This is a genomic window from Trebonia sp. (genome assembly GCF_030042015.1).
Taxonomy (GTDB): Bacteria; Actinomycetota; Actinomycetes; order Streptosporangiales; family Streptosporangiaceae; genus Trebonia.
In genome coordinates this window covers 1-17,477 of record NZ_JASIAL010000164.1, presented here as the reverse complement: position 1 = coordinate 17,477, position 17,477 = coordinate 1, and the positions used below count along the sequence as shown (strand labels likewise).

Below are 17,477 nucleotides of genomic sequence, written 5' to 3'. Positions count from 1 at the left end.
CTGCCGTCGCGGCGAGCGCGTCGGCGAGCCGGTCTTCGAAGATCTCCGAGTCCGCGTTCCTTGCCTCGGTCACCCCGTCGGTGTAGAAGAACAGCAGGTCGCCCTCGCCGATCTCAAGGTCAGCGCAGCTCGGCTTGGCGTCGCCGAACAGGCCGAGCGGAAGGCCGTCGCCGTCAAGGATCTCCACCCGCCCGTCCGCCCGTACGACCGCCGGGCCGGGATGGCCCGCGCTGGCGAGCCGCACCTGCAGCGCGTGCTCGCGACGGCGCAGGAAGGCGAGCTTGACGGTGACGAACCGGTCGTCGTAGTCCCCCGCGATCAGCACCTCGTTCGCGGCGGTGAGCACGTCCGCCGGCGCCGGGTGCGCGTGGACCAGGGCCCGGATCGCGTGCCTGGCCGCCGCGGTCACCGCCGCGGCGTCCTGGCCCTTGCCGCAGACGTCGCCTATCGCGACCACCCACTCGTCCCCCGCCGCGAACACGTCGTAGAAGTCGCCGCTGATCTCGTGCCACTGCGTGGCGCCGACGTAGGCCGCGGCGAAGTCAAGGCCGGGCACGGCGGGCAGCCTGGCCGGCAGCAGGCTGGCCTGCAGCGCCTCGGCCACCTCCGAGCGCTGCCGGAACATCCGGTCCACCCGGATGGCGATCGCGAGGTGCTGGCCCAGTTCCTCGGCCAGGCCGAGGTCCGCGATCCCGAACCGGCCCGCGGCGGCACCCCGCGCCAGCGTCAGCGTGCCGTAGCCGGTCGTCCCGTCCCAGACAGGGACGCTGATCAGCGACGTCGCCCCCAGCATCATCAGCAGCGGCGCGCCGTCCGGCCCGGCGCCGAGCAGGCCCGGGTCGGCCGCGTGTGCCAGCAGCACGGACTTGCCTGACGCGTGCACCTGCGCCGGCACCGACTCCGGTCCAGGATCCACGCCGCGGGCGGCGCGCGCGAGCTGCTCGGCGGACGCGTTCCTCGGCCCGGTGGCGAACTGGCGGCGCAGCTGGCCGCCGCGTTCGACGTCGATGATGACCCAGTCCGCGAATTCCCCGGCAAGCAGCCGCGCGCACCGCTGCAAGGTGACGGCCTCGCTGAACGTGCTGTTGTCAAGGAGCAGCCTGGTCACCGCGGTGATCATGTCCATCCGCCGCGCCATCGACTGGATGGAGTGGCCTGGGCCGCCCGGCGCCGTCGCCGCCCCCTTCTTCCCTGACCGCGACGCTGACGGCGCCCCCGGCATGGCGGCGACCACGAGCAGCGGCGGGTCGCCGGCCGACATCTCGATCATGACCGCAAGCAGGGCGACGTCGGCGGGGCCGGCGGCCGTGAGCATGCGGCAGTCGGCCTGCCTGGGTTTGCCGGTCCGCGCCGCGGCGGCCAGCTGTGTCTGCACGGCGGCCCTGAACGGCAGGTCCACGAAGGCCGTCAGCGCCTTGCCGGTCGCGTACCCCGAGGGCGACCCGAGCAGCGCGGCGGACTCGTTGTTCGCCCGCCGGATCGTCCCGTCCTGCTCGAGCAGGAACAGCGGAACCGGGGACTGCTGGAAGGCGGCGTGCAGCAGCCGCCGCTCGGCCCGGGCGGCCTCAGGCGCGCCGTCGGCCGCGGCCTCGTCGGGCGGCGCGCCGCCCGACGAGGCCAGCGCGCCGTCCAGCGCCTCGATCGCGCCGTCGAGTTCGGTGAGGGCGGCGTCAAGGAGCGCGCCGGGATCGGCACCCGTGATTTCCGCCGCCTGCCGCAGGGCGTCACGCCGCGACGCCAAGCCGGCCAGCGACTCCTTCGGCGATCCGTCCTGCGGCATCGTCCCGCCATTCCTGCGCATCGGTCTGAGCGCGGCCTGGTATCGCCGTAACGCCGGACCGCCCAGCTTGCTCAACACTATGACACCCGGCAGACCCCGCGGCGGCCTCCGGCGGGCAGGTCAGTCATGTCCGCGGCCGTACGTGGCGATGACCCGCGCCGCCACCTCGGTGACCTTGACGTGCCGCCGCTGCGCCTGGTTGCGCAGGTACGCGAGCGCCTCGTCGACGTCGCAGCCGAGCGCGTGCATCAAGATGCCCTTGGCCTGGTCGGTGATCGCCCTGGCCGCCACGGAGTCCTTCAGCTGTGTCGCCGTGCGCTGCGCCTCGCCATACGCCAGCGTGTTGGCGAACACCGTGCCGCCGAACCGGGCGAGCATCTCCGCCATCGGCACCGAGTCGGCGTCAAGGACCCCCGGGCGCACCCCGAACAGCCCAAGCACCAGCGTCATCGGCGGGAACTGGCGCACGAGGTGAACGGAACTGCGCACCCCGCGGCTCAGCGCCGCCGCGGACCATCGCGGCCACCGGGTGTCCGTGGCGATATCGGGACAGCTCACCGGCGCGCCGGTGCGCGCGGCGGCGGTCAGCGGTCCGGGGCCGCCGCCGATTTCCAGGTCGGCGAGCTCGGCGGGCTCAGGGTGGCTGGCGGCCATCCCGGCGAGCTCGCCGTCCCGCCAGATCGTCGCGACCGCGGCCGCGCAGCCAGGCACCTGCCTGACCGCCATCTCGGCGAGCTTGTTCAGCGACTTCGCCTCGCCGTTGGAAAGGCTGACAAGATCCGCGGCCTCATGGCCGAGGTCCTCGACCTGCGGCACGTCGTCCCTCCGTCGGTGGCAGGAGATACTGGGGGTCTGTTCCAGCGTAGTTCAGCGCTCCGGCACGGACCGGCTGCTACGCCGCGCGGGCGCCCTGGCTGGAATCCGCGGCCACCGCCGTGCCCGCGAGCGGGGACCGCAGACGGTGGTCTTCAGCGCCGGTCACGGGCGCGTCAGCGGCGGCCGAGGACCTTGTCCAGGGCGCGGGCGACCTCGACGGCCAGGTCGGCGGCGGGCGCGCCGTCCGGCCCCGCGGGGTGCGGGGCCGGAGATTGCGGCTCGGCGTCCCTGGTCAGCCGGCAGTCCAGGCATTCCACCTGGTCCAGCCGCCTGACCAGGTGCGCGCTGCCGCACCCGGTGCACCGCGAGAGGTCAGCGAGCGCGGCTGGCTGGCACTCGGGGCAGATGAGCACCTGGTGCTCGCACACCACGCCGCGGCGCCACGGGCTGCTCTTCCCGGCCTCCGGGTCAACCTGGCGCGTGCCGCAGCGATAACACGGCACCCTTTCCTCCTGTCGGCACAGACTTTCCTGTTGGCACAGACCAGCCGGCCAGCCGGGCCGTCCAAGGGTCGGGCTCGCGGTTACGCGAGCGCGGCGAGCGCCTTCTGGTAGTCGGCGATGTCGCGCGCCTGCGGGATCGGGTTCACGACCTTCCAGCGCACGATGCCTTCCTTGTCGATGACGAACGTGCCCCGGACGGCAAGCCCCCGCTCCTCGTCGAACACCCCGTAGGCCTTGGCGGCCGCGCCGTGCGGCCAGAAGTCCGCGAGCAGCGAGAACTGGAAGTTCTCCGCGTCGGCCCAGGCACGGTGGGTGAAGAACGAGTCCACCGACACCGTGAGCAGTTCCACGTCGTCCCTGGTGACCTCGGGGAAGTCATCGCGCATCCCGCACAGCTCGGCGCTGCACACGGGGCTGAACGCCAGCGGGTAGAACACGAGCACCACGTTCTTGGAGCCGCGGAAGCTGGAGAGCCGCACCGGGGTACCGTGCTGGTCGGGAAGCTCGAAGTCCGGGGCCTCGTCCCCGATCTCAACTGCCATGCCTGATCCTCTCAGGAAGAAGCTGTGTGACGGCCTGCTACGGCTAAGTGTGCCACTGTGGCCGCTCGCAGTCGCCATGGCCCGCTGCGCGTGATGAAAACGAGTTAATGCACGACGATCAGCGGCGGGCCTTCGGCGCGACAAGCCGGGAACCCGACCAGTCCCGGCCCGCGCTCACACTCGACGTCTGGGCAAGCCCGGCGGTGGGGGCCGCCTCGCCGATCTCGCTCGGCTCGACATGGCCCGGCCTGCCCGCCTTGGGAGTGAGCAGCCAGATATACCCCCCATCGGCCAGCGGCATCAGCGCGTCGACCAGCGCGTCCACGAGGTCGCCGTCACCGTCCCGCCACCACATCAGGACCACGTCGACGACGTCGTCGTAGTCCTCGTCGACGAGCTCGACGCCGTCGATCCCCGAGATCGCGCCGCGCAGCTGCTCGTCGCAATCGGTGTCATAGCCGATTTCCTGCACCACCTGGCCCGGTTTGATCCCGAGCCGCTCGGCCTGGCCGCGTTCATCCTGCGCCTGGCGCGCGGTCGCGCTCACTAACGTCCCTCCCAGATCCTTCCCCGCGCCCGCTAGCCGCTTGTCAAGCGGCGGTGGCCGCGTCAGTACTTCTTGTTGGGACAGTTCACACTGGGTCGGCCCCGCGCGCAAGTGGCAATCTTCCCCGGCTTGAAAACAGCCGCCATTTATTGATCTTCCCTGCGGGCGCCGCGTCACCCCGCGCCGCCAGCGGGAACACTGCGTGACGAATCTCGCCGGCTTGCGTGACTACGGGCTGGTCGCCGGCCCGCGGGAACCGCGGCCCGCGGCCGCTCGCCGCGGGCGTTCGCGGTGCCCCGCGACCAGTTCGGGTGTCCAGTCCGGTTACCGTTTGGTAGAGATGAAAATCCGGCCGACTCGTACGACGATTGGTCTGGACAAGCTAGTTGAAAGACTGCGGCCAAGAGCCGCCGAACTGCGGAAGGCGAGGCTACCCCGTGGCTTCCGGACGCCAGCGTTACCCGATTATCAGCGACGGTCTGCCCACGCAGCTGCCGGACATCGACCCGGACGAGACGCGGGAGTGGATCGACTCCTTCGACTCGGTCACCAGGTCCCGGGGCCGCGGCCGGGCCCGCTACCTTATGCTGCGCCTGCTCGAGCGGGCGCGCGAGCAGCAGGTCGGGGTGCCCGGCCTGCGCAGCACCGACTACATCAACACGATCCCGCCCGAGCGCGAGCCGTGGTTCCCAGGCGACGAATACGTCGAACGGCGCATCAGGGCGTATATCCGGTGGAACGCCGCGATCATGGTGTCGCGGGCGAACCGGCCCGGGCTTGGCGTCGGCGGGCATATCGCGACGTACGCGTCGGCTGCCTCGCTGTACGAGGTCGGGTTCAACCACTTCTTCCGCGGCAAGGACCACGGCGAATCCGGCGACCAGGTGTTCTTCCAGGGGCACGCCGCCCCGGGCATCTACGCGCGGGCGTTCCTCGAAGGGCGGCTGTCGCAGACCCAGCTCGACGGGTTCCGCCAGGAGCTGTCCCACCCCGGCGGCGGCCTGCCGAGCTACCCGCACCCGCGGCTGATGCCGGACTTCTGGGAGTTCCCGACGGTGTCCATGGGCCTCGGACCGCTGAACGCGATCTACCAGGCGCGGTTCAACCGGTACCTGCTCGCGCGCGAGCTGCACGACACCTCGCGGTCCCACGTCTGGGGTTTCTGCGGCGACGGCGAGATGGACGAGGTGGAGGCGATCGGCGCGATCGGCGTGGCCGCCCGCGAGGAGCTCGACAACCTGACGTTCGTGATCAACTGCAACCTGCAGCGGCTCGACGGCCCGGTCCGCGGCAACGGCAAGATCATCCAGGAGCTCGAGGCGGTCTTCCGCGGCGCCGGCTGGAACGTGATCAAGGTGATCTGGGGCCGCGACTGGGACCCGCTGCTGGCGCAGGACACCGACGGCGTGCTCGTCAACAAGATGAACACCACGCCGGACGGACAGTTCCAGACCTACGGCGTCGAATCGGGCGCGTACATCCGCGAGCACTTCTTCGGGTCGGACCCGCGGCTGCGCAAGATGGTCGAGCACCTGTCCGACGACGAGCTGCGCGGCCTGTCCCGCGGCGGGCACGACTACCGCAAGGTCTACGCGGCGTTCAAGGCCGCGCGCGAGCACGTGGGCCAGCCCACCGTGATCCTCACCCACACGATCAAGGGCTGGACGCTCGGCAAGGACTTCGAGGCGCGCAACGCCACGCACCAGATGAAGAAGCTCACCGTGGCCGAGCTCAAGGAGTTCCGCGACCGGCTCTACCTGCCGATCCCTGACTCGCTGCTCGAGGCCGAGCTCCCCCCGTACTACCACCCCGGGCCTGACTCCGACGAGATCCGGTACATGAAGGAGCGGCGGGCCGCCCTCGGCGGCGTGCTGCCGCGCCGGGTGGTGCGGGCCAAGCCGCTGCCGCAACCGCCTGACGCGGTGTACGACGAGCTGCGCAAGGGCTCGGGCAAGCAGACGGTCGCCACGACGATGGCGTTCGTCCGGCTGCTCAAGGACCTGATGAAGGACCCGGTCATCGGCGACAGGTTCGTGCCGGTGATCCCGGACGAGGCGCGCACGTTCGGCATGGACTCGCTGTTCCCGACCGCGAAGATCTACTCGCCGTTCGGGCAGACGTACGAGGCGGTGGACCGCAACCTGCTGCTGTCGTACAAGGAGTCCGAGCAGGGGCAGATCCTGCACGAGGGCATCAGCGAGGCCGGCGCGATGGGCTCGGTGATCGCGTCGGGCACCGCGTACGCCACCCACGGCACGTACATGATCCCCGTGTACGTGTTCTACTCGATGTTCGGCTGGCAGCGGACGGGCGACCAGATGTGGGCGCTCGGCGACCAGCTCGGGCGGGGCTTCCTGCTCGGCGCCACCGCGGGCCGCACGACGCTGGCCGGCGAGGGGCTGCAGCACGACGACGGGCACTCGCAGCTGCTCGCCTCGGTGTCTGAGGCGTGCGTGTCGTACGACCCGGCGTGGGCGTACGAGATCGCGGTGATCGTGAAGGACGCGCTGCGGCGGATGTACGACTCGACGCCCGAGCACCCGGACGGCGAGAACATCTTCTACTACCTCACCGTCTACAACGAGCCGTACCCGCAGCCGCCGGAGCCGTCCGTCGAGGGCGGACCGCAGGCGCTGGAGGAGGGGATCCTGCGCGGGCTTTACCGCTATGCGCAGGCGCCGTCTGCCTCTTCTCCTTCTTCTCCAGAACGGACCGGGGCGGCTGTCCCGCGTGCCCGCATCCTGGCCTCGGGCGTGGCGATGCGGCAGGCGCTGAGCGCCGCGTCGCTGCTGGCCGCGGACTGGGGCGTGGCCGCGGACGTGTGGTCGGTGACGTCGTGGACCGAACTGCGCAGGGACGCGATGGCCTGCGAGTCCTACAACATGCTGCACCCTGACTCCGGCAGGGTGCCGTACGTCACGTCCGCGCTGTCCGGTCCGTCGTCGTCCGGGCCGGTCGTCGCTGTCTCCGACTGGCTCCGCGCCGTGCCGGACCAGATCGCCCGCTGGGTGCCTGCCGGGTACACGTCGCTGGGGACCGACGGGTTCGGCTTGTCCGACACGCGGCCGGCCACCCGCCGGTTCTTCCACGTGGACGCGCAGTCGATCGTGCTGGCCGTCCTGTGGTCGCTCGCCCGCGAGGGCGCGGTCGACGCGTCGCTGCCCGCCCAGGCGATCGCCAGGTACAAGCTGGACCTCCCGGTGTCGGAGGCGCTCGGCTAGGGCGGGCCGCCAGATCGCTACCCGGCCGCGTTGGGCAGGCCCAGGGCGGCGCAGGTCAGCGTGGTGCCGGGGAAGACCGCGGCCGTGCCATCGGGCAGGACGCAGGCCACCAGCGGCGGCACCGGGTGGTCACGACCCGGGTCCGGCGCGCCGCGCGCGCCGTCCGGACCCGGGCGCAGGATGCCCTGCCGCCAGAAGCCGGCGCAAACGCTGAGTGCGTTGTCCACCTGGGACGGGCCCGGGCCGGACTGTCCCGCAACCGCGGCCTCGGCCACGAACGTGAAGGACTCGGCGCCGTCCGAGAGGCTGGCGACCGTGTAGCAGCGGGCCTCGCTCTTGTCGGTGACCGGCGCCGGATGCTGGACATAGGCGTAGCCCCCCGCGGTGGCGGCGGCCGCCGCCACCGCGGCGCTCGCGGCGATCAGGATCGGCTTGCGGCGGGGCCGACGGGCGATTTCGGCCGCCAGCTGGCGCCGCATGGCCGCGACGCGGTCCACGGGCAGGCCGCAGACGGGCGGCAGCTCGAATCGGGTCATGGCTGGTTCTCCTGGTTGCTCGTGATCAGGGCGGTGACCGGCCCGGCCTGGATCGCGACCGTGCGCTCCCGCAGGTGCTGGCGGGCGCGGGTGAGCCGGGAGCGGACGGTCCCGACAGGCACGCCCATGGCGACGGCCGCCTCGGTGTAGCTCAGCCCGGCCCAGTCGCAGAGGGCGAGGACCTGGCGCTCTGGCTCGGCGAGCGCGCGCAGTTCGCTGAGGATCAGCCGCATGGCGCGCTCGCCGTCCGCGCGGCTGGCGGCGTCCTCGGCTATGTCCGGCACGGCCGACGGCGGCGGGAGCCTGGCCAGCAGCCGCTGGTGCCGGCGGATCGAGCGCTGAGCGTTCCTTGTCGCGTTGTTGGCGACGGCGAGCAGCCAGGGCAGCACCGAATCGCCGGCCAGCCTGACGTCACGCCGCTTGCGCCACGCCTCGAGGAACACCACCGACGTCAGGTCCTCCGCCGCCGACCACGATCCGGTGCGCCGGAAGCAATGCGCGTAGACCGCGTCCGCGTGCCGCTCGAAGAGCTGGCCGAACGCCTCGCCGTCGCGCTGGCTGGCGGCGCGGGACCACAGTTGCCCGTCGCTGAGGGCTGCCCAGTCGGTCATCACACCCCACTATGTCCGGCACCGGCGATCTGGTTCACCGGCAGGGACCTCGAAGCGACGGGGCGCGGACAAAGGCGACAGCAGTGGCTGGTGTGACATCGCGAACGCCCTTACGGCGGCGGACTTGGCGGCAGCTGAGGCTGACGTGGCACGCTGGTTGCGTGCAGGCGAAGAGGCAGGCCACGGAGGACGGCGCGGACGGCGCAGCGGACGGCGCAGCGGGCGCGCTCGGCACGCCCGCCCGGGTGCATCCGGAGACCGTGCGGCGGATCGAGCGGTCGATGGGCGCGCTCGGCACGGCGGCGATCGCGGCGATGGACGAGCGGCTGCCGTGGTTCCGCAAGATGTCGGCGGAGAACCGGTCGTGGCTTGGCCTGGTCGCCCAGGCGGGCATCGCCGCGTTCGCCGACTGGGTCAGGCATCCAGAACGGCCCCGGCCCGCTGCCACCGAGGTCTTCGGCACCGCCCCGCGTGAGCTGGCGCGGGCGGTGAGCCTGCAGCACGCGGTGGAGATGGTCCGGGTGATCATCGACGTCGTGGAGAACCAGGTCGACTCCCTGGCCGCGCCAGGCGCGGAGGCCGAGCTGCGCGAGGCGGTGCTGATCTACGCGCGCGAGATCGCGTTCAGCGCCGCCCAGGTGTACGCGCGGACCGCGGAGGCGCGCGGGGCATGGGATGCCCGGCTTGAGGCGCTTGTCGTCGACTCGCTGGTGCGCGGTGAGGCGCAGGAGACGCTGAACTCGTGGGCCTCGGCGCTGAACTGGTCCTCCTCCCCCGTCGCGGTGATCGCCGGCAGCATCGACGGCGAGGAGGCCGAGCCGGTCATCGACGAGCTGCGTGCCCAGGCCCGCCGCGCCCGGCTTGACCTGCTGGCCGGCGTGCAGGGCAGCAGGCTGATCCTGGTCCTTGGCGGCACCGACGACCCGATGTCGGCCGCGGAGCGGTTCGCGGGCAGGTTCGGCGCCGGCCCGGTGGTCGTCGGCCCGCCGGTGCGTGACCTGCGGTCGGCCTCGGTGTCCGCGCGGGCCGCGCTCGCGGGGCTGCGCGCCGCGCCTGGCTGGCCCGACGCGCCGAGCCCGGTCAGCGCCGACGAGCTGCTGCCAGAGCGCGCGCTCGACGGCGACGCCGACGCCGTGCACATGCTCGTCACGCAGGTGTACGAGCCGCTGCTCGCCGGGGGCGCGGCGCTGCTCGACACGCTGACGACCTACCTGGAGCAGGGCTCGTCCCTGGAAGCGACCGCCCGGATGCTGTTCGTGCATCCGAACACGGTCCGCTACCGGCTGCGCCGCATCACCGAGCTCAGCGGGTACACGCCGTCGGTCGGCCGGGACGGCTTCACGCTCTGGGTGGCCGTCATCCTCGGCAGGCTGGCTGCCCGCCGGTGACGACCCGGCCGCCGGCCGGCGAAAGGCGAAACGCCGCATGTGACCAGACGGTGACTGGCGGGTTAACATCTTTTGGCGGATAGCTACAAAGTTCCGGCAGGCAACTTCGTCTCGTTCGTTATCAGGGTGGCGGACCCCTACAGGGCAAGGTAATCATCGTGCTGATCTTCACCGCGCCCGGACAGGGCGCGCAGACCCCGGGCTTCCTGTCCCCCTGGCTCGACATCCCCGGTCTCGCCGAGCGGCTCGGCGCCTGGTCGGACCTGGCCGGCCGCGACCTGATCAGGCTTGGCACGACCGGCAGCGCAGATGAGATCACCGACACATCAGTCGCCCAGCCGCTGCTGGTCGCGGCGGCGCTCGCGGCCGCCGGGCTGCTCGGCGAGCCCGACGCCGCCGCCGGGCACAGCGTGGGCGAGCTGGCCGCGGGCGCGATCGCGGGCGTGCTCAGCGCCGTCGACGCGATCCGGCTCACCCGGGTGCGAGGCGAGGCCATGGCAGCGGCGACCGACGCTGAACCGACGGGGATGACCGCGGTCCTCGGCGGCGACGAGGCGAGCGTGCTCGCCGCCATCGCCGCGGCCGGGCTCACCCCGGCGAACATCAACGGCGCCGGCCAGATCGTGGCCGGCGGGACGCTGGCGCAGCTCGAGGCGTTCGCCGCCAGCCCGCCCCCAGGCGCCCGGCTGCGGTCGCTGCGGGTGGCGGGCGCGTTCCACACCAGGCACATGGCACCCGCCGTCGAGGCGCTCGCGCGGGCCGCGGCGGGCACCGTCGTCAAGGACCCCGCGATCACGCTGGTCTCCAACGCCGACGGCGCGGTCGTGACCTCGGGAGCGAACTGGGTGGACCGCGTCGTCGCTCAGGTCGCCGCCCCGGTTCGCTGGGACCTGTGCATGGCGACGATGTCCGACGTCGGGGTGACCGCGCTCATCGAGCTCCCGCCGGCCGGCACGCTGACCGGGATGGCCAGGCGGGCGCTGCCCGGCGTCGCACTGCTTGCGCTGAAGACACCGGACCAGCTCGATGACGCGCGGGAGCTGGTCGCGGCGCACGCCCAGTCGAGGAACGGATACGCGGCAGCCCCGGCCGGCGCTCCGCCGCCGTGGCGGATCGTGGTGTCGCCGGCAGCCGGCACGTTCCGTTCGGGAGATGGCGAATCAGCGGACCACGCGGTCGCGGCCGGCGCTACGGTGCCAGCCGGCGCGGTGCTTGGCCTGGTCATGGCGCGCGGCGGCGAGCGGCCTGTCGTCGCTCCCGCGCCCGCGACGGTCGTGGAATGGCTGGTCGAAGACGGCGATCCCGTCGGCGAGGGGCGGCCGCTCGTGCGTCTTGAGCCGAAGGAGGAGCGGTGAGCGGGAGCCGGGTCGTCGCGTTCGGCGGTTACCAGCCGGACAAGGTGGTCACCAACGACGACCTGGCCAAGATCGTCGACACGACCGATGAGTGGATCCGCAGCCGGGTCGGCATCGAAAGCAGGCGGATCGCCGCGGACGACGAGACCGTGGCGGACATGGCGACCGCCGCCGGCGGGAAGGCGCTGGCCGCGAGCGGCCTGCCGCCGTCGGGCATCGACCTGGTGATCGTCGCGACGTGCAGCCCCGAGGTGCCGCTGCCGAACGTGGCGGCGACGGTCGCCCACCGGCTCGGGATCGCCGCGCCCGGCGCCTACGACCTCAACGCCGCGTGCGCCGGGTTCTGCTACGCGCTCGGGACCGCCTCCGACGCGGTGCGCGCGGGCAGCGCGCGCAACGTGCTCGTGGTCGGCGCGGAGAAGATGAGCTCGTGGATGGACTGGACCGACCGGTCGACGTGCATCATTTTCGCCGACGGCGCCGGGGCCGCCGTGGTCGGGCCGGCCGGCGACGGCGAGCCGTCAGGGATCGGGCCCGTCGTCTGGGGCAGCGCGGGCGACCTGGCCGAGAAGATCACGGTCACCGGCCGCAACGGAGCCATCACGCAGGAAGGGCAGGCCGTGTTCCGGTGGGCGACGACCGCGCTGCACCCGGTGGCCCTTGAGGCGTGCGCACGGGCCGGGGTCACGCCCGCCGACATCTCGGCGTTCATCCCGCACCAGGCCAACCTGCGGATCATCGAGGCCATCGCCCGCCGGCTCGGCATCCCGCGCGAGCGCCTCGCCGACGACATCGTGCACGCGGGGAACACCTCGTCGGCGTCGATCCCGCTCGCGCTGTCCCGGATGGCCGAGCAGGGACGGCTGCAGCCGGGCACCCCGGCGCTGCTCCTCGGGTTCGGCGCCGGGCTGTCCTACGCAGCGCAAGTGATCACGCTACCCTAGCCCGCGCCCTACGCTGAGGGCACGCCCCGGCCGCCGGGGCGACCAGGTGGTTAAACACAGTCGCACAGTAAAAGGAGTAACAGTGACTGACCAGGAGATTCTGGCCGGGCTCGCCGAGATCATCGACGAGATCGCCGGCGTGCCCGCCGACGAGGTGACGCCGGAGGCGAACTTCGTCGATGACCTCGACATCGACTCGCTTTCGATGGTCGAGATCGCGGTCGCGGCCCAGGACAAGTTCGGCGTCGAGATCCCGGACGAGCAGCTGAAGGACCTCAAGACCGTCCAGGACGTGGTCAACTTCGTGAGCAAGAACTCCTGACGCCGTCAGGGGCAGGTACAGCGCGCGCGAGCGCATGGGAGGTCGCAGTGAGCAGCAATGATCAGGTAAGCGTCGTTGTCACCGGGCTCGGCGCGACGACGCCGCTCGGCGGTGATGTCGCGTCCACCTGGTCAGCGATGCTCGCCGGAACCAGCGGGGTCCGCCCGCTCACCGACGAGTGGGCGGAGTCGCTGCCGGTCCGCATCGCCGCGCCCGCGGCGGAGGACCCGGTGCCCGAGGTCGGCCGGGTCCAGGCCCGCCGGATGGACCGCTGTGAGCAGTTCGGGCTGGTCGCGGCGCGGCAGGCCTGGACGGACGCGGGCTCGCCCGCGGTCGACCCGTGGCGCCTCGGCGTGGCGGTCACCAGCGGCATCGGCGGGATCGGATCGACGCTGACGGCCTACGACACGCTGCGCGAGAAGGGCTGGGAGCGCATCTCGCCGTACACCGTCCCGATGCTGATGCCGAACGGCGCGGCCGGCTGGATCAGCATCGAACTCGGCGCCAGGGCCGGGGCGCACGCGCTGGTCAGCGCGTGCGCGTCCGGAGCCGAGGCGATCGGGTACGGCATCGACATGATCCGTTCCGGCCGCGCCGACGTCGTCGTGGCCGGCGGAACAGAGGCCGCGATCATGGCACTGAACATCGGCGCGTTCGCCCGGATGGGCGCCATGTCCACCCGCAACGACGAGCCGGAGCGCGCGTCCCGGCCCTTCGACAAGGGGCGGGACGGGTTCGTGCTCGGCGAGGGCGCCGGCGTCGTCGTGCTCGAGTCGCTGCCGCACGCGCTCGCGCGCGGCGCGCGGATCTACGCGGTGGCGGCCGGGGCCGGCTACTCCGCGGACGCCTTCCACATCTCGCACGGGTCGCCGGACGGGGCAGGCGTGCGGTTCGCGATCGAGACCGCGATGCGCGACGCGCGGATATCCCCGTCGCAGGTGGTCCACGTCAACGCGCACGCCACGTCCACGCCGGAAGGCGACCCGCTCGAGGCGCGCGCGATCGCCGACGCCCTCGGTCCTGCTGCCGCTGACTGCGTGGTGACCTCCACCAAGTCGATGACCGGCCACCTGCTCGGCGGGGCCGGCGCGGTCGAGTCGGTGGCCGCGATTCTCGCGCTGCGCGACCGGGTCGCGCCGCCGACGATCAACCTTGAGGACGTGGACGCCGAGGTGACCATCGACGTCGCCACCGCAACGCGCCCGCTCGCGCCGCGCGCGGGCGTGTCCGAGCCGATGGCGGTGCTGAACAACGCGTTCGGCTTCGGCGGGCACAACGTGACGCTGGTGTTCACCGAGTACATCGGACTGGAGGCCTGACCGATGACCGCCGTTCCGCAGTCGCAGGCCGGCGCCGTTTCGCAGCCCCCGGCCGGCACCGTTTCGCAGCCCCCGGCTGGCGCCGTTTCGCTCCCCCGCGATCCGGTGGCCCGCCTCGCGGCGCTGTTCGACGCGGGAACCATGCAGATGCTGGCGACGGTCGCGCCGGACGGAAGCGGCGCGGCCGCCGCGGTGGGCCTGATCGACGGCAGTACCGCCGCGGCGTTCGCCTCCGATCCCCGGGTGCAGGGCGGCGCGATGGGCGCCGACGGGTGCGCGGTGATCGTCGGGGCGTACAACGAGGCCATCGCGCGCGGCGTGCCGGTGATCGGGCTGTGGCACTCGGGCGGCGCGCGGCTGGCCGAAGGGGTGGCTTCGCTGCACGGTGTGGGCACGGTGTTCGCGGCGATGACCGCGGCGTCCGGGGTGGTGCCGCAGATCTCGGTGGTGCTCGGCCCGGCGGCCGGCGGCGCCGCGTACGGGCCCGCGCTGACCGACGTGGTCATCCTGTCCGGCCAGGGGCGGATCTTCGTGACCGGACCCGACGTGGTGCGTTCTGTCACCGGCGAGGAGGTGGACATGGCCCGGCTCGGCGGTCCCGAACCGCACAGCCGCCGGTCCGGCGTGGTGCACCTGGTCGCCACGGACGACGCCGAGGCGCTGTCATACGCGCGCACGCTCGCCTCGCTGCTGTGCGAGCAGGGCAAGATCTCGCCTGAGTCGGTGGCCGACAGGGACCTGTCCGGGATCCTGCCGGAGTCCGCGCGCCGCGCCTACGACGTGCACGGGGTGACGTCCCGGCTGCTCGACGGCCCAGGCGCTGCCAGCCCACGGGGGGGCGACCCCCGGTCAGCCCCCCGGCATACCACGATTGAGCTGCACCCGCGGTGGGCACCGAACATCGTCACGATCCTCGGCCGGCTGGCCGGGCGCACCGTGGGCGTGATCGCCAACAACCCGCTGCGGCTTGGTGGCTGCCTGGATTCGGCGGCGGCGGAGAAGGCGGCGCGCTTCGTGCGGTTCTGCGACGCGTTCGGGGTGCCGCTGGTGGTGCTCGTGGACGTGCCGGGGTACCTGCCCGGCGTCGGCCAGGAGTGGGATGGCGTGGTGCGCCGCGGCGCCAAGCTGCTGCACGCCTTCGCCGAGGCGACCGTGCCGCGGGTCACGCTGGTGACCCGTAAGGCGTACGGCGGGGCGTACATCGCGATGAACTCCCGGTCGCTCGGGGCGACTCGGGTCTTCGCGTGGCCGGACGCCGAGGTCGCCGTGATGGGCGCGGTCGCCGCCGTCCGCATCCTGCACAAGCGGAAGCTGGCCGCCGTGCCGGCCGACCAGCTGCACGAGGCCGAGGCCGCGCTGGCCGCCGAGCACGAGGCGACCGTGGGCGGGCTGTCACGCGCCCTGGAGATCGGCGTCATCGACGAGGTGGTCTCGCCTTCCTCGACGGTCGCGGCGATCGCCGCGGCCATCGCTTCGGCCCCGCAGCGGCGCGGTTCGCACGCGAACATCCCGCTGTAGGCCTGTCCGCCGCGGCCCGGCCGGTCGGCCGGCGTGGCGGCGTGGCGGCGTGGCGGCGTGGCGGTGCGGTCGGCTGCGGCGGTGCGGCCCCGGCGATTTCGGCCGCAGGCGGCTTCCCTCGCGCCCCACGAGTCCCGCAAGTGCGACTCTGCACACTTTATGCACGGACAAATCGGGCATTCCGGGCGCCAAATGGTCACAGAGTGTGCAAAGTGCGCGAGCCGCTTGCGGGCGGGCGCTTGCGGGCGGGCGCTTGCGGCGGGGCGGGTTAGCCGCGTACCGCTGCCGCGTGGCGGGCGGCTGCTTCTGCCCGGAGCAGGGCGTCTATCTGGCCGCTGACCGAGCACGGGTAGCGGAGTGGCACGCACCCAGCGGGGACCGGGTCCAATGTGCCGTCCTGGTGATGGCGCTGATGGACCACTACGGGCAGCTCGGGGCGCTGGCGACGGATGGCGGCCGCGACGCCCAGCCCGGGGTCTAGCCCGTGCAGCACCACGTCGGCCCCGTCCACAAGCACGCACCGCTGCCCGCGCAGCAGCGGGCAGCCCTGCGGGTCGCCTGCCCCGCGGCAGAAGGCGACGTCGAACCCCGCGTCCTTGAATAGGGAGAAGTCCGAGATCGCCAAGGCCGGCCGGTCGTCCTCGACCAGCAGCCGGGGACGCCGCCCGGTCAGCGCCGGCGAGGACCACGTCCTCCTGGGCACTCGCTGTTGCATCTGTGCTCACCCCCACTGGCTGCCTGCCTGTGCCTGCGGTTTCAGTAACCGACTAGGGCTGCGTGGCGGGCAGGGCCGTTGGTCCTGCCCCTGGTCGTCGCCGGTGCCCGCCAGGGTGTCGACGAGCGTGGCCATGCGTTCGGCTTCGGCGGCCACGCGGTCCATCATGCGGTCGAGCTCGCGCCCGGCCGGCGGCCCCCGGTGCCGGTAGTACTCGGCGAAGCCGCGGATGACGCCGGCCGGGCGGCGCAGTTCGTGACAGGTCCCGAGCAGGACGCTGCGCAGCTGCTCGGTGGACCCGCGGGCGGCGTCCGCGGACTCGCGAGCGCGCCCGGCCTGGCTGCGCACCGTCGCGAGGGAGCGCGTGAGGCCGCCGGCAAGGCCACGGGCACGATCACCAGGCAGCCGATACCAGAGCCCGTGCGCGGCGACGCCGGCCGCCGCCTTGTCCAGCTGGGCTAGCGGCCGCAGGATCGCGCGGATCACCGCAAGGCCGAGGACCGCGATGGCCAGGATCGCGGCGGCGCTGACCGCGGCGCAGCCGGCCGTGACGTTCCTGGCGGCCTGGCTGACGCTGCTCAGGTCCAGCCCGACCACCAGCGTGCCCGGGGTGCCTGGCCGCGCGGTGCTGGTGACGTCCAGGTAAAAGCCGTCGGAGCCGTAGGTGAACAGGATGCGCTTGGCGTTGTAGTGGACCGCCTCGGTGACCACAAGCCAGCTCCCGCCGCCGCTGCCCGCACGGATCGTGGCGAGCTGGCCCGCGCGGACCGCGGCCGCCGGCAGTGCCGGGCCGGGCCGGGGGTCCACGCCTGTCCTGATCACCAGCTGGCCCGCGGTCACGACCTCGATGACGAACGCGTCGGCCGCATCGCCGCCAGGGCCTGGGCCGACAGGCATGGCCGTGAAAGGAGCGCTGGCCAGATACCCGGCGTAGGACCGCAGCTCCTGACCGGCCTGCCACATCAGGCCGCTCCTGACCGCCAGGCCGCAGGCCAGGCTCATGATCGCCGCGCCGGCGGCCGCCAGGCAGCACGCCGCGGCCACCAGCCGCACCCGCAGCGGTACCCCGGCCAGCAGCCCCGTGACGGCCCGCCTGCCGCGGACGCCATCGCCCCGCACCCATCCAGTCTCCCCGCCCGCGCCGGGGTCCCGGTAGGGCCACGTCCCGGTTCACTCGAAGTCGGACGGGTCGCCTGCCCCGCGACGGACGATCTCGGGCTCGGGCTGGGAGAAGTCGATCACCGTCGTCGGCTCGGTACCGCAGTCGCCGCAGTCGATCACCGCGTCCACGGCGCGGTCGAGCTGCTGCGCGATCTCCCATCCCTGGGTCATGGGCTCGTCCTGGCCTGGCAGCAGCAGG

At 72.8% G+C, this 17,477-nt stretch carries 16 protein-coding genes and 1 pseudogene; 7 read left to right on the top strand and 10 right to left on the bottom strand.

Going from position 1 to position 17,477, the window contains the following annotated elements; genetic code table 11:
- The 5 genes from Q1N79_RS08340 to Q1N79_RS08320 form a co-directional block, all read right to left on the bottom strand.
- Positions 1-1,801: SpoIIE family protein phosphatase (locus Q1N79_RS08340; RefSeq protein WP_300606270.1), on the bottom strand; the 1,801-nt coding region annotated here is incomplete at its 3' end.
- 99 nt (positions 1,802-1,900) lie between these two features.
- The gene (locus Q1N79_RS08335; RefSeq protein WP_300606267.1) at positions 1,901-2,596 is read right to left on the bottom strand and encodes a GAF and ANTAR domain-containing protein; all 696 of its coding nucleotides are present in this window, start codon (positions 2,594-2,596) and stop codon (positions 1,901-1,903) included.
- A 173-nt stretch (positions 2,597-2,769) separates the two neighbouring features.
- The gene (locus Q1N79_RS08330; protein ID WP_300606264.1) at positions 2,770-3,099 is read right to left on the bottom strand and encodes a hypothetical protein; all 330 of its coding nucleotides are present in this window, start codon (positions 3,097-3,099) and stop codon (positions 2,770-2,772) included.
- Positions 3,100-3,179: 80 nt separating this feature from the next.
- A complete protein-coding gene (locus tag Q1N79_RS08325) occupies positions 3,180-3,641 on the bottom strand; it encodes a peroxiredoxin (protein ID WP_300606261.1) in 462 nt (153 codons plus the stop codon).
- 118 nt (positions 3,642-3,759) lie between these two features.
- Positions 3,760-4,188, bottom strand: a complete 429-nt coding sequence (locus tag Q1N79_RS08320) for a DUF3052 domain-containing protein (RefSeq protein ID WP_300606258.1) — start codon at positions 4,186-4,188, stop codon at positions 3,760-3,762.
- A 437-nt stretch (positions 4,189-4,625) separates the two neighbouring features.
- Here Q1N79_RS08320 and aceE point away from each other — a divergent pair, with 437 nt between their 5' ends.
- Entirely contained in the window at positions 4,626-7,409 is a 2,784-nt protein-coding gene (aceE, locus tag Q1N79_RS08315; RefSeq protein ID WP_367185043.1) for a pyruvate dehydrogenase (acetyl-transferring), homodimeric type, read from the top strand.
- Between the two features lie 17 nt (positions 7,410-7,426).
- Here the strand turns inward: aceE and Q1N79_RS08310 are convergent, their stop codons facing one another.
- Together Q1N79_RS08310 and Q1N79_RS08305 are read right to left on the bottom strand one after the other, a co-directional pair.
- On the bottom strand, positions 7,427-7,945 hold the full coding sequence (locus Q1N79_RS08310) for a hypothetical protein (RefSeq protein ID WP_300606255.1): 519 nt from the start codon (positions 7,943-7,945) through the stop codon (positions 7,427-7,429).
- On the bottom strand, positions 7,942-8,556 hold the full coding sequence (locus tag Q1N79_RS08305) for an RNA polymerase sigma factor (protein ID WP_300606253.1): 615 nt from the start codon (positions 8,554-8,556) through the stop codon (positions 7,942-7,944). The genes Q1N79_RS08310 and Q1N79_RS08305 overlap by 4 nt, the downstream gene beginning before the upstream one ends.
- Before the next feature lie 281 nt (positions 8,557-8,837).
- On the opposite strand from Q1N79_RS08305, the gene Q1N79_RS08300 reads away from it, so the two are divergent.
- The 6 genes and pseudogenes from Q1N79_RS08300 to Q1N79_RS08275 all read left to right on the top strand — a co-directional run bounded on the left by Q1N79_RS08300 (position 8,838) and on the right by Q1N79_RS08275 (position 15,402).
- Entirely contained in the window at positions 8,838-9,944 is a 1,107-nt protein-coding gene (locus tag Q1N79_RS08300; protein ID WP_300606273.1) for a CdaR family transcriptional regulator, read from the top strand.
- A gap of 158 nt (positions 9,945-10,102) precedes the next feature.
- Positions 10,103-11,002, top strand: a pseudogene (locus Q1N79_RS08295) (ACP S-malonyltransferase); the annotation flags it as partial.
- A gap of 293 nt (positions 11,003-11,295) precedes the next feature.
- Positions 11,296-12,243 (top strand): beta-ketoacyl-ACP synthase III, encoded by a 948-nt coding sequence (locus Q1N79_RS08290; protein ID WP_300606251.1) that lies wholly within the window; start codon positions 11,296-11,298, stop codon positions 12,241-12,243.
- Positions 12,244-12,289: 46 nt separating this feature from the next.
- Positions 12,290-12,565: an acyl carrier protein gene (locus Q1N79_RS08285; RefSeq protein WP_300606248.1), complete on the top strand. Its 276-nt coding sequence runs from the start codon at positions 12,290-12,292 to the stop codon at positions 12,563-12,565.
- Positions 12,566-12,612: 47 nt separating this feature from the next.
- Entirely contained in the window at positions 12,613-13,884 is a 1,272-nt protein-coding gene (locus Q1N79_RS08280; RefSeq protein ID WP_300606246.1) for a beta-ketoacyl synthase, read from the top strand.
- Positions 13,885-13,887: 3 nt separating this feature from the next.
- On the top strand, positions 13,888-15,402 hold the full coding sequence (locus Q1N79_RS08275) for a carboxyl transferase domain-containing protein (protein WP_300606243.1): 1,515 nt from the start codon (positions 13,888-13,890) through the stop codon (positions 15,400-15,402).
- Between the two features lie 268 nt (positions 15,403-15,670).
- On the opposite strand, the gene Q1N79_RS08270 is transcribed toward Q1N79_RS08275, so the two are convergent.
- The 3 genes from Q1N79_RS08270 to Q1N79_RS08260 all read right to left on the bottom strand — a co-directional run.
- A complete protein-coding gene (locus Q1N79_RS08270) occupies positions 15,671-16,117 on the bottom strand; it encodes a hypothetical protein (RefSeq protein ID WP_300606241.1) in 447 nt (148 codons plus the stop codon).
- Positions 16,118-16,123: 6 nt separating this feature from the next.
- Entirely contained in the window at positions 16,124-17,236 is a 1,113-nt protein-coding gene (locus Q1N79_RS08265) for a hypothetical protein (protein WP_300606238.1), read from the bottom strand.
- Between the two features lie 51 nt (positions 17,237-17,287).
- On the bottom strand, positions 17,288-17,477 hold a 190-nt coding region (locus Q1N79_RS08260; RefSeq protein ID WP_300606235.1), incomplete at its 5' end, for a Sua5/YciO/YrdC/YwlC family protein.

Excerpts from the sequence above, each read along its gene's own strand:
- Q1N79_RS08270 (WP_300606241.1), bottom strand. The coding sequence starts at position 16,117 with ATGCAACAGCGAGTGCCCAGGAGGACGTGGTCCTCGCCGGCGCTGACC.
- Q1N79_RS08325 (WP_300606261.1), bottom strand. The coding sequence starts at position 3,641 with ATGGCAGTTGAGATCGGGGACGAGGCCCCGGACTTCGAGCTTCCCGAC.
- Q1N79_RS08275 (WP_300606243.1), top strand. The coding sequence starts at position 13,888 with ATGACCGCCGTTCCGCAGTCGCAGGCCGGCGCCGTTTCGCAGCCCCCG.
- Q1N79_RS08305 (WP_300606253.1), bottom strand. The coding sequence starts at position 8,556 with ATGACCGACTGGGCAGCCCTCAGCGACGGGCAACTGTGGTCCCGCGCC.
- Q1N79_RS08300 (WP_300606273.1), top strand. The coding sequence starts at position 8,838 with ATGGGCGCGCTCGGCACGGCGGCGATCGCGGCGATGGACGAGCGGCTG.
- Q1N79_RS08310 (WP_300606255.1), bottom strand. The coding sequence starts at position 7,945 with ATGACCCGATTCGAGCTGCCGCCCGTCTGCGGCCTGCCCGTGGACCGC.